The 11,417-nt window shown below is 73.3% G+C and carries 9 protein-coding genes; 3 read left to right on the top strand and 6 right to left on the bottom strand.

The features are described from left to right. Positions 1 to 103 precede the first annotated feature (103 nt). From ACFYNX_RS00730 to ACFYNX_RS00720, 3 genes are read right to left on the bottom strand one after another with little or no spacing between them, the layout of a single operon-like run. Positions 104 to 1,093, bottom strand: a complete 990-nt coding sequence (locus tag ACFYNX_RS00730; RefSeq protein WP_388656118.1) for an alpha/beta hydrolase family protein — start codon at positions 1,091 to 1,093, stop codon at positions 104 to 106. Between the two features lie 48 nt (positions 1,094 to 1,141). Then, complete coding sequence (locus ACFYNX_RS00725) at positions 1,142 to 1,972, bottom strand: aldo/keto reductase (protein WP_388656115.1); 831 nt, start codon at positions 1,970 to 1,972, stop codon at positions 1,142 to 1,144. Between the two features lie 44 nt (positions 1,973 to 2,016). Continuing rightward, positions 2,017 to 3,234, bottom strand: coding sequence for an MFS transporter (locus ACFYNX_RS00720; RefSeq protein WP_388656113.1), 1,218 nt, complete (start codon positions 3,232 to 3,234; stop codon positions 2,017 to 2,019). 336 nt (positions 3,235 to 3,570) lie between these two features. Here ACFYNX_RS00720 and ACFYNX_RS00715 point away from each other — a divergent pair, with 336 nt between their 5' ends. Continuing rightward, complete coding sequence (locus ACFYNX_RS00715) at positions 3,571 to 3,753, top strand: SflA family class IV lanthipeptide (RefSeq protein ID WP_365545589.1); 183 nt, start codon at positions 3,571 to 3,573, stop codon at positions 3,751 to 3,753. A 2-nt stretch (positions 3,754 to 3,755) separates the two neighbouring features. Further along, the gene (gene lanL, locus ACFYNX_RS00710) at positions 3,756 to 6,275 is read left to right on the top strand and encodes a class IV lanthionine synthetase LanL (protein ID WP_388656109.1); all 2,520 of its coding nucleotides are present in this window, start codon (positions 3,756 to 3,758) and stop codon (positions 6,273 to 6,275) included. 90 nt (positions 6,276 to 6,365) lie between these two features. On the opposite strand, the gene ACFYNX_RS00705 is transcribed toward lanL, so the two are convergent. Next, positions 6,366 to 6,815 carry an ATP-binding protein gene (locus ACFYNX_RS00705; protein ID WP_365545594.1) on the bottom strand — a complete coding sequence of 150 codons (450 nt, stop codon included), beginning with the start codon at positions 6,813 to 6,815 and terminating at the stop codon, positions 6,366 to 6,368. Between the two features lie 891 nt (positions 6,816 to 7,706). On the opposite strand from ACFYNX_RS00705, the gene ACFYNX_RS00700 reads away from it, so the two are divergent. After that, the gene (locus tag ACFYNX_RS00700) at positions 7,707 to 8,600 is read left to right on the top strand and encodes an alpha/beta hydrolase (protein ID WP_365545597.1); all 894 of its coding nucleotides are present in this window, start codon (positions 7,707 to 7,709) and stop codon (positions 8,598 to 8,600) included. Positions 8,601 to 8,920: 320 nt separating this feature from the next. Here ACFYNX_RS00700 and ACFYNX_RS00695 read toward each other — a convergent pair whose 3' ends face one another. After that, the gene (locus tag ACFYNX_RS00695; RefSeq protein WP_388656105.1) at positions 8,921 to 9,700 is read right to left on the bottom strand and encodes a YqjF family protein; all 780 of its coding nucleotides are present in this window, start codon (positions 9,698 to 9,700) and stop codon (positions 8,921 to 8,923) included. Positions 9,701 to 9,992: 292 nt separating this feature from the next. After that, positions 9,993 to 11,243: a glycosyltransferase gene (locus ACFYNX_RS00690; protein ID WP_388656102.1), complete on the bottom strand. Its 1,251-nt coding sequence runs from the start codon at positions 11,241 to 11,243 to the stop codon at positions 9,993 to 9,995. Positions 11,244 to 11,417 lie beyond the last annotated feature (174 nt).

Here is an 11,417-nt window from a genome sequence, read left to right as displayed (position 1 = left end):
GCGGAAGGCTCCCGGCCCTGGGCGGTGGCCCAGAACCGGGAGCCCCGTCCTGTGACGGCGCACAGGCGGTGCGCGGACGGCGTACGGACGGCGCGGGGAGCCGTCAGGAGCCGAGCGGGCAGCTCCCCCGGTACTCCTCGATCGTGAGGTCGGGCCGCGGCAGCGGGCAGAGGAACTGCTCGTAGCGGGTGTCGTCGTCGACGAAGCGCTTGAGCCACGCGATGCCGTACTTCGCGATCGTCGTGTTCGAGGTGTTCGGGGTGAAGTGCGTGGCGCCGTTCAGCTCCAGGTACGCCTTGTCGAGCGAGCCCGGCAGGCTCTCGTAGAAGGGCTCCGAGTGGGTGGCGACGGGCGCGACCGTGTCGCCGTCCGCGCCGATGACCAGGGTGGGGGTCTTGATCTCGGGCCAGGTCTTGTCCGTGTTCCAGCCGGTGAGGGGAACGGCGGCCTTGAGGGAGGGCCGGGCCTTGGCGGCTTCGAGGGTCCCTCCGCCGCCCATGGAGTGCCCCATCACCCCGAGGCGGCCGGCGTCGATCCGGTCCCGCACGGCACTGCGCCGGGTCAGGTGGTCGAGCGCGGCGAGGAGCTGCCGGCCCCGGCTGTCGGGCTGGTCGAGCGTGGTGAGGGTGTCGATGGTGAACACCACGAACCCCTGCGAGGCGAGGCGGGGCCCGAGCCAGGCGACGGAGGACTGGTACGCGGTGAACCCCGGCGAGATCACCACCGCGCCGAAGGTGCCGTCGGCCGTGGACGTCGGGTAGTAGATGGTGCCGCCGCCGAAGCCGGTGACGGCGAGGGAGGAGACGCTCGTCTCCGAGACGGCGTAGGGGCCCCGGAGCGCCTCCACGCTCGCCCGGGTCGGCGCGGGGCCGCGCTCGTACGGATTGGCGGCGGCGCCCCCGGTGTCGGCGGCGCGGACGCCGGGAGCGAGGAGCAGGGTGAGGGAGGCGGCGGCGGTGGCTGCGGCAAGGTGTCGTCTCACGACGGAGTCGTCCTCTCGTGTCGTGCGGCGGCCGCCTTCCGACAGCGGATCGGAGAGCGGCCGGGCCTGGACCGGCCCGGCCACTCTCCGCCTCCGGCGTCCGGCCGGCATCGGCAGAACCACCGGCCTCCGCCGCCGGTTCCCCCGGACGTGGCGGACTCAGTCGAGGGTGTCGGGGTCCGGCCCGGTGCGCAGGCCGCGGTCGAGGCCCGCCACGGCCTCCATCTCCTCGGAGGAGAGGGCGAAGTCGAGCACGTCGAGGTTCTCCCGGATGCGGGCGGGGGTGACGGACTTCGGGATGACGACGTTCCCGAGCTGGAGGTGCCAGCGCAGCACCACCTGCGCGGGGGACTTCCCGTGCCGGTCCGCGATGCCGGTGATGACCGGATCGGCGAGGACGGCGCCCTGGGCGAGCGGGCTCCACGCCTCGGTGGCGATCCCGTGGGCGGCGTGCAGCGCGCGGAGCTCGCGCTGCTGGAGGCCGGGGTGGAGCTCGATCTGGTTGACGGCGGGCACGAGGTCGCTGCTGTCGAGCAGCCGCTCCAGGTGCGCGGGGGTGAAGTTGGAGACGCCGGCGGTACGGACCCGTCCGTCCGCGACCAGCGTCCCGATGGCGCGCCAGGTGTCGACGTACAGGTCGCGGGCCGGGGCGGGCCAGTGGATCAGGTACAGGTCGACGTGGTCGAGGCCGAGCTCGGCGAGGCTGTCGTCGAAGGCGCGCAGGGTGGCGTCGTACCCCTGGTCGGCGTTCCACAGCTTGGTCGTGACGTACAGCTCGTCGCGGGCGATGCCGGAGGCGGCGAGCGCCCGGCCGACGCCGGCCTCGTTGCCGTAGACGGCGGCGGTGTCCACGGAGCGGTATCCGGCGTCCAGGGCGTGGGCGACGGCGGTCGTGGTCTCGCCGTCGGGGACCTGGAAGACGCCGAAGCCGATCTGGGGGATCTCGGTGCCGTCGTTGAGGGCGACGGAGGGCACGTGGGGGAGGGACATGGAGGTGCGGCTTTCTTTCCGGAGCGGTGTGGGGTGGGGAGCGGTCAGTGGCGTACGGGGACGCGGGCGCCGGTGGTCTCGACGGCCTCGGCGGCGGGGGCGTCGGCCCCGGCCGCGGGGGTCCGGCGCTCCAGCGCGGCGGACCAGAGGGCGAGGCCGAGCGCGGCGGCGGCCAGGACGGCGCCGACCCAGTTCGGGGAGGTGTAGCCGAAGCCGGCGGCGATGACCGCGCCGCCGAGCCAGGCGGCGAGCGCGTTGCCGAGGTTGAAGGCGCCGATGTTGACGGCGGAGGCCAGGGTCGGCGCGCCGTGCGCCTGGTCGAGGACGCGCTTCTGCAGCGGCGGCACCGTGGCGAAGCCGAGCGCGCCGACGAGGAGGATGCTGATCGCGGCGAGGGCCTTGTGGTGCGCGGTCACGGTGAACAGCGCGAGGACGATCGCGAGCCCGCCGAGGGTGGCGTACAGCAGCGGCATCAGCGCGCGGTCGGCGTACCGGCCGCCGAGCAGGTTGCCGAGGAACATGCCGGTGCCGAAGAGCACGAGGAGCCAGGTGACCGCGCCGTCGGAGTAGCCGGCGACCTCGGTCATCATCGGCGCGATGTAGGTGATCGCGGCGAAGACGCCGCCGAAGCCGAGCACGGTCATGGACATCGCGAGCAGCACCTGGGGGTTGCGGAACGCCTTCAGCTCCCGGCGCAGGTGGGTGCCCTCGGGGCGGGGCATGGCGGGCACGAGCCGGGCGATGCCGAGCAGTCCGACCACGCCGAGCGCGGCGACGATCGCGAAGGTGGTGCGCCAGCCGATCGCCTGCCCGATGAAGGTGCCGAGCGGCACGCCGACGATGTTGGCGACCGTCAGACCGGTGAACATGGTGGCGATCGCGCCGGCCTTCTTGTCCGGGGCGACGAGGCCGGCGGCGACCACGGACCCGATGCCGAAGAACGAACCGTGGGCGAGCGAGGCGACGACGCGGCCGGCCAGCATCAGCCCGAAGCTCGGGGCGAGGGCGGAGAGCACGTTGCCGAGCACGAAGAGGCCCATCAGGAGCATGAGCATCCGCTTCCGGCTCACCCTGCCCCCGAGGACGGTCAGCAGCGGCGCGCCGACGACGACACCGAGCGCGTAGCCGGTGACCAGCAGACCGGCGGTGGGGATGGAGACCCCGAAGTCGGTGGCGACCTCGGGCAGCAGCCCCATGACGACGAACTCGGTCGTGCCGATCCCGAAGGCCCCGACCGCAAGAGCGAGTAGCGCGAGCGGCATGGCTCGCCCCCTTCCAGGATTGATTGAGTGATCCCTTTGCACGCTTCGACAATAGTTGCATGCGCGCTATAAGTGCAAGCGCGGGTAGATGGTGGGGTCTGGGTTATGCCGCATCCCGGCGGGGCCGGGCCGGGAGACCGTCCACGGGCCCCTCCTGTCCGCGCGGTGGGTGAATACCGGCCATTGCCGAGCGCCCTCCCGGAAAGGCGACCTGACCCCTTGTCAGGTCGACGGGTCCTTCCTAGCTTTGTGCCGCACGCCCTTGGCCCAGCGGGTTCGTCTGCCCGCGCCCCTCGCCGGCCCGCTCCGGCGCACGACAAGACATGGAGGCGTCACATGCCCGTAGCCGTGCCCGACCTTTTGCAGGACGGCGGACTCCGCGACGCGGGACCGCTGGAGATCGACGACGAGACGATCGTGTTCGAGGACGACGACCGCGGCGAACGCGAGCACACCGCGTGTCTCGCCGACCCCTGGGTGACCGCGACCACCCGCTTCGCCTGCGACCTGAACTCGTAGCGGTGCCCGGTTCCATCGCCGGCCGCGACGGCCGGTCCGACGACACGTGGTCGTACCTGGACGATCCGCGCATGCCGGCGATGGAACACGGCTGGAAACTCCACGTCTCCGCGCGTCCCGGTGACCTAGGAGCCGTGACGGAACTCGTCCTGCCGGTGCTGGACCGGTACGTCTGCCACGCCAAGTTCGTCCGGGACGCGGAGACGCTCCGCCGCATCAACTCCGGAGTGCCGAGCGGGAGCGCCGTCGGGAAGGCGGTCACCGTCTACCCCCTGGCCGGCACCGTGGTGGAGGTCGCCCGCGCCCTCGTCGCCGTGCTGCGCGACCGGGAAGGGCCGCAGGTCCTCAGCGACAGGAGGGTCGATCCGCGGGCGCCGGTCTACTACCGCTACGGCCCCTTCACGGGCGACTACAGGACCGGCCGGAGCGGACGGCTCGAATCGGTCATGACCGGACCGGACGGCCGGGTCTTCGACGGTCTGGCCGTCGGCCGCTACCGGTGCCCGCCCTGGGCCGAGGACCCCTTCGCGACCGGCTCCGGACACGGGGCCGGACGACCCGCGCCCGGCTTCGGCGGCGGCCGCTACGCGGTCACCGGCGGCATCGTGCGCGCACCGCGGGGCAACGTCTACCGTGCCGTCGACCGGACCCCGGAGCGGCCGGTGGTGGTCAAACAGGCGAGGGCCTTCGTGGGCGAGGACCCGTCGGGCGCGGACGCCCGCGACCGGCTGCGCAACGAACGCACCGTCCTCACCGCTCTCCACGGCGTGCCGGGCGTGCCCCGCGCACTGGACTACTTCGGCCACCACATGGACGAGTACCTGGTGACGAGCGACTGCGGCGACCGGAACCTGCGCCGGGAGGTCCAGGAGAGGGGGCCCTACCGTGACGACGACGTCCGGCCCGCGCGCACCCTCTCCGGCCTCGCGACCCGGCTCCTGCGCGTCCTGGACGCGATCCACCGCCGGAACGTGGTCGTTCGCGACCTCAAGCCCGACAACGTCGTGCTCGACGCCTCCGGCCACTGCCACGTGGTCGACTTCGGGATCAGCGAGCTGGACGGCACCGGTCCGGGAGGCGCCACCCCCGGGTACGGCGAGCCGGTCCTGCGCGCGACCGGACCGGCCGCGCCCGCCGACGACCACTACTCCCTCGGCGCGACCCTGTTCTTCGCCGCCACCGGCATGGACCCGGTGGTCGTCGACGCCGACCGCCGGGTCAACCGGGACCGGACCCTGGCCTGTCTGGAACGGGCACTGCCCGGACGCGTCCACCGGCGGGCCCGCTCGGCGATCGCCGGCCTGCTGAGCCTCGACCCGGCCGAGCGGACCGCCGCCGCCGACGGACTGCGCACCGGCACGACCACCGCCTCCCGCCCGCCCTCACGGCCCCGGATCGACGAGGACCTGCTCGAAGAGGTCATCGAGCACACGACCGCGTTCTGCGTCGACGAGGCGTACGGAATCGTGGATCCCGTACGGGCCGCGCACCGCAACACCCCCACGCCGACCGACGTCTACGCCGGCAGTTCGGGACTCGGCCTCGAACTCCTCCACCACCTGCACCGCCCTCGCGTACGGCCGGCCGTCACGGACCTGGCGCGGTGGACGGCACGACAGCCCGGGAACCTGCCGCCGGGCTTCTACACAGGGCACACCGGCGTCGAGCTCTTCCTCACGGCCGCGGGAACGGACGTACGGCCCGGTCGCCCCGCCCTGCCGGACCGCGCACCGGACGGCGGGCCCCCCGAAGCGGACCTGATCGCGGGCGCCGCCGGAATCGGCCTGGGCCGGCTGTCGCTCGCCCGGCACGCGCTCCGGTCCGGCCACCGGGACGTCGCGGACCGGCACCTCGCCGTCGCCGCCGACTGCGACCGGATGCTGGCGACCGGCGCGGCCCGCCTGACGCCGACCGGCTCCGGCGCGACCGGCGCCGCCGCGCTCCGCGAAGGCCTCGCGCACGGCGAGGCGGGCATCGTCTGCTTCCTGCTCGAACACGGCGGTGCGACCGGGGACCGGACCGTGATCGACCGCTCCGAAAGGGCCGCCGCCCGCCTGGCCGCCGTGACACCCGGAATCGTCTCGGCAGCCCTCGCACCCGGAGCGACACGCCGTTACGGTTCCTGGTGCCGCGGCCTGGCGGGCATCGGCACCGTACTGGTCCGGGCCGCCCGCCACCTCGGGGAACCCGAGTACCTCGCCCTCGCCCAGCGGGCCGCGCGCGCCTGCGCCGCACTGGCACCACGGATGCCGCTGGTCACCCAGTGCTGCGGTTTGGCCGGAGTGGGCGACCTGATGGTGGACGTCGCGGAGGCCTCCGGGACGGAGGAGTTCTGGGACGAGGCGGAAACCGTCGCCGTGCTCATCCTGAGCCGCAGCGGCGGCACCTGGTCCCGGCCCGTGTTCCCGGACACCGGCCTGGTCCGGTCGAACGCCACCTGGGCCGGCGGTTCGGCCGGTGTGCTCGCCTTCCTCAGACGACTGCGGGACCGGGGCGGGCCGAGGCTCGGCCTCGGCGGCTGACGGGCGCTCCCGGCGGACGGACCGCCGTGCCGCCGGGAGCGGACCCGGCGCCTCCCCTTCCGCCGGGCGGCGGGGGCTCGTGAACGGGGGTCACCGGTGGTCGTCGACCAGGCCGACGACGGCGGTGATCCGCTTGCCGAGGGGCTCGCGGCACACCGCGAAGCTCCGCGTGACCTTCATGACGATCTCCAGCCCGTGCTGGCCGATCCGAGTGGGGTCGGGCGGGAGGATCGCCGGCGGGGTGGGGTTGCCGTCCCACACGCCGACCTCGATCGTGCCGTCCTTCACCCGCAGGGTCAGCAGGCTGGGGCCGGGAGCGTACTTGCTCGCGTTGGTCATCAACTCGCTGACCACGAGCTGCACGACGTCCATCGCGGACTCGGAGACCGGCAGGCCGTGGACGGCCTGGACATCGGCGAGGAAACGGTACGTGAGGTCGCGGGCGGCGCCGATGTCCTCACTGCCCTCGAACGCCCCGGACACCGAAACGGCCTCGTCCCGGCCTGTCCGCCGGTCCCCGCGGTTCACGATCTGCTCCATGATGCCCAGTCCTCTTCCCTGCCCGACAGAAGCCCGACCCATGTACCCCCGGAATCCGATCTCAAGCACCGCCCGAGCACGCGTACCTCACGGAGGGGGTGCGGAGCGCCCGCGGATCCCGGCCCGCCCTTACGCCCCGGGGCACGGCCCGGCACCGGGAGATCCCGCGCGGGGCCCCCGCACGTGGCCGCGACCCCTATCCTGGGACGGAGCGGGGCCGCGCGTGGTCCCGCAGGTTGCGTGCCGTGGCAGAGCGGTCCATTGCAGTCGTGGCGGGAGAGGCCCCTCCCACCACGAGTGACGGGGAAGGGGCGGTCCTGCCCCCATCCTTCTCGCGGGTTCGAATCCCGTCGGCACCGCAACCGTCCGCGAATCCGACGACCCGTCCGCGAATCCGACGACGTCGATCCGGCACCGCTCCCGTACCCGACGACGTCGATCCGGAGCCGCTCCCGTACCCGCTCCGCGCCGGGCGGGAGCGCGCACGTCGGCACCGTCCGGTTCCGCCCGGCCGCCTCCCCACGGACCGTCGGTGACCCCAACCGTTCCCGTCGCACCAGTGACAGGATCCGATCGACGTCGTTCACAGAGCGTGGACGCTCTCGGGGTCGTCGTCGCACCGACACCACCGCGGGAACCGTTCTGCGGGACCGACGTGCGCGTCGGCGGGAGCGGCGACGACAGGACTCCGCTCGCGTTCCGTGCCGGCGGCACCGACGCGGCCCTCACCGGCCGGAGCCGGCCGTGTGGTGCCCGGAGCGCCACTGCGACCGGTGACGTCGGTTCTGCCGGGGCCGTCAAGCCCGACGCGTCCACGCCCGGAAGCACGGACGACGAGGAGGACCCGCGGTGACAGCGGAAGTCAGCAGGGCGAGTGCGAACGAGACGGTCGTGGAACACAGGTTGTCGTACGAGGGCTTCGCCTACGACGCGCGGGTCGTGGGATCGCCGGCCGAGCCGGGTGCCGTGCCGGTGGTGATCCTGGGAGGCTCCTCGCAGGACCGCTACACCTGGGTGAGGCACGAGACGCGGCTGACGCCGACGGCCGCGGTCATCACCGTGGACCTGCCGGGCTACGGGTCGGCCGACTTCCTGCCGGCCGCCTACGGCCTGGACTTCCTGGCCGACGCGGTCCACCACATGATCACCGGGCTCGGACATCCCGTCGTGCACCTCATGGGCGCCTGCTACGGAGGCAACGTCGCCCTGCGCTTCGCACAACGCCACCCGGAGGCCGTGAGGAGCATGATCCTGGCGGGCACGACACTGGCGGTGCCCGAGGGCTTCAAGGCGGCGGTCGCCGAATGGGAGGAGATGCTGCGACGGGGAGACCGGGCCGGCTACGCCTCCGGCATGGTGGCGGCGTTCACGGCCCCCGCGGAGCTCGGTCCCGTGCGCAAGCGCAACGTCATGGCCCGCATGCTCCACCGGCAGGGCACGAACCGCACCGCGCGCGAACTGCGCATGGACGCCGAGCACAGCGACCGCCTGCTCCGCCACGGCGTGTACGCCTCCGGACCGCTGCCCGACGTGCCGTGTCTGACCTTCACCGGCGAGTACGACACCCTCACGCCGCCCTCGCACAGCCGCCAGGTGGCGGGCCTCTTCCCCCGGGCGAGGTTCACCACGGTCAAGGAGACCGACCACCTCTCGCTCCTCGAGAGGCCGTCTGAGGTGGCCGATCTGTGGCAGCGCTTCTACACCGGTGCCCCTTTCGACGAACTGGACTTCCTGAACGACGTCGAACGGCTCGAGCGCCCCGCGGCGCCCCTGGCGGCCGTGTGAAGCACTGCGGTGGGCCTGCTCGCGAAGGTGGTCGCCGGCTGACACGGCCCGTCCGGTGCCCGTAGCCTCCCCTCCCGCAGCCCGGACGGACGGCAACCGGACGGATACGGGGACCGGCTGCCCCGGCGCGGAGCCCACCGGCGGTCCAGCCGTGGGGCGGCCCGTCGAGGAGCTCGCGACCGGGGCGGCGTGCTCCCGGTGGACCGGCTTGACGCACGGCTGGACCGCCGGTGGGCTCCGCGCCGCCGGGGATGCCGCGGCGGCGGTGGCGTCGTCGGCCGCGTCCCGGGTCGGCGTCCGGCTCGCTCCCCGCGCACCCGTCACCCCCGCCCCGGGCGTCGCCCTTCGTCACCGCGCCGTCCGGGTGGAGCGTCCACCCGTCGGGGCACACCGAACCTGACGCGCAGGCCGGGCGAGTACAACACGCTCGCGAGATCGGCCTCGGTCACACGCGTGCCGATCGCCGAACCGACCAGAGAGTCGTCCAGGGACAGGAGGGAAACCTGCCGGAACCCCCACGGCTCGTGTTCGACCGGCCAGTAGTAGGTACGGCCCCGGGCACGGGCGTGCAGGCCCCAGCGGGCGGTCAGGAAGGTGCTCAGAGCGTCTTCTACGCGGATCCGCCGGCCCGTGGCCGCCCAGACGCGTGACCGGGGTCCTTCCGGCCCTCGACGGCGCACGGTGTAGAGGAGCCTGTCGCCGAAGGTGAGACGGCGGGCTTCGGCCCAGTGGTACGGGAGTCCCCATCCGCCCCGGGCGGCCAGCGTGGGAAGGAGCATCGAGCAGTCCAGGCTGAGGAACACCACGCCCCTGCGGCCCTGGTCGTCGACGCTGTAGAGCCGGACGTTCACCTCGGTGAACCCGCCGACGACGGGGAAGGCGGGTCCCGTGCCCAGGCCCAGGTCGCGCATCTCGAAGAAGACAAGCCCCACGTAGGTGCGTCCGTCGAGTTCGTCCGGGCGCGTTCCCGGGGGGAACAGGTGTGCCACTCGGTCCGGCGGGACCGGCCAGTGCAGAAAGACCAGGTCGTGCCAGGACTGACGGAACAGGGCACGGTCCACGGCCCGGGGCGGCCCCGCGGAGGGGGGCTCGGCGGACACGTACCTTCCTGCTCGTTTCACCGTCGACCCCTTCCGCTCCGCGCGTGGACACCGGGTTTTCGGGGACGGCGCGCCATGCGGATGCACGACGGCGACGGACACCGGGACCACGCCGCACCGTACGGGTGCGGGTTCCGTGGAACCGGGAGGAGCGGGGTGGAGGGTCCTCCGGCGGTCCGGACGCCCTTCGGGTGCGTGGACCGCTCCGTTCCGGCCATTCCCCGGTTCCGCAGGACCGCCTCCACGGTCCTCCTCTCCGCCGCCGGGGCCTTCGGCTTCCGGTCCGCTCCGATCAGCGGTGCCGCCCCGTCGCCTCCATGGCGTGCAGGAGCCGATCGGCGATCCAGTCCGGCCCCAGGCGTCGCAGTTCCCTCGTCCACCGCGACATGCCCTCGGGAGGGCGGGAGCACAGACCGTCCACGGCTCTGCCCGCCTCTCCGGGATCCAGCCGGGACGGATCGAGGCACGTGGCCAACCCCGCCCGCTCGGCGTCGTGCGCGATCGAGAACTGATCGCTGGAGAAGGGAAGGACCAGAGCGGGGGTTCCCGACGCCACGCACTCGGTGAAGGAGTTGTTCCCGCCGTGGTGCACCATGACGTCGGCACGGCGCAGCAACCACCGTTGGGGCACCACTCGGGCCACGTGCACCCTCGGACCTGACAGACGGGCGAGAGCCGGAGCGCCGTCGCCGGCGGCGACCACCACCGCCGCGTCCGGGACGTGGGAGAGGACGCCTCGCACCAGGAGCTTCAGCACGTCGCTCCGGGCCGACAGGAAGGTCCCCAGGGCGATCAGCACCAACCGGCGGGCCGCCGACCTCAGCCGGCGGACGACCGCCTCCCACTCCGCGCCGGGATCCGGCTCCGCAGGGGGGACGCAATGGCCCCCGTACAGGAGTTCGGCCCCGGTCGGGGCGTGCTCCGGAAGCCACGGGAACCGCGGATAGTTGAACACCACGGCGCGGCGGGACGCGAGGGCGAAGGCCCGTCCCGGCGGACCGGCCGCGGGGGCGTGCGTCCGCGAGACCTCAGCGAACCGTTCGGTGAACGCCACGTCGTTGGCCCGAGCCGCCTGCCGCAGCTCCGCCAGCGCCCCCGCCGCGGGACGAATCGCGCGGGGCCAGGCATAAGGGACCCCGAAGAACGCGTCGGACCGGTGGGGCACGTACGTCGGGTGCCCGGGGCAGAACGTGGCGAAGGGCAGCTCCAGGCAGTGCAGAGCCAGCGTGACCGGATAGCTCAGCTGGTCGACCACGTACCAGTCGGGAGCCAGCCGTTCGTGCAGGGCCCTGAGCTCGGCCAGCACCCTTTCCGGGTCCGACAGCAGATCCTCGCCGCGATGACGCGCCTGTGCGAGGAGAGCGGCGACCGCTCCCTGCCGGGTCGAGTCCAGGAACTCCTCCAGACGCGCCGCCTCCCGCGCGTCCTGCCGCGTGCTCCGCGCGACCCCGGTGTTCGCGTTCCGGGTCACCGTCAGCGGGACGAAGCCGACGCCGGCCTCCTCGGCCATCGGGGCGAAGGAGGGTGCGCTGGCGAAGTGCACCCGGGCACCCGCCTCGGCCAGGGCCCTCGCGAGTACCGACAGGGGCTGGGCGTGCGAATGGAACGGGGGACTCACGACCACCACACGTGGTGGTCGTCCTGCCGCGCGGGTGCGAGGTGGCGAGATCATGCCGTGTTTTCGTCCTCCGCGAACACAGCGGATGCACGCCACGGA

Source organism: Streptomyces sp. NPDC007872 (genome assembly GCF_042868165.1).
Taxonomy (GTDB): domain Bacteria; phylum Actinomycetota; class Actinomycetes; order Streptomycetales; family Streptomycetaceae; genus Streptomyces.
Note: the sequence above shows the minus strand (reverse complement) of the source record. Positions and strands in the feature narration are given on the sequence as shown.

Excerpts from the sequence above, each read along its gene's own strand:
- ACFYNX_RS00720 (WP_388656113.1), bottom strand. The coding sequence starts at position 3,234 with ATGCCGCTCGCGCTACTCGCTCTTGCGGTCGGGGCCTTCGGGATCGGC.
- ACFYNX_RS00705 (WP_365545594.1), bottom strand. The coding sequence starts at position 6,815 with ATGGAGCAGATCGTGAACCGCGGGGACCGGCGGACAGGCCGGGACGAG.
- ACFYNX_RS00725 (WP_388656115.1), bottom strand. The coding sequence starts at position 1,972 with ATGTCCCTCCCCCACGTGCCCTCCGTCGCCCTCAACGACGGCACCGAG.
- ACFYNX_RS00730 (WP_388656118.1), bottom strand. The coding sequence starts at position 1,093 with ATGCCGGCCGGACGCCGGAGGCGGAGAGTGGCCGGGCCGGTCCAGGCC.
- ACFYNX_RS00715 (WP_365545589.1), top strand. The coding sequence starts at position 3,571 with ATGCCCGTAGCCGTGCCCGACCTTTTGCAGGACGGCGGACTCCGCGAC.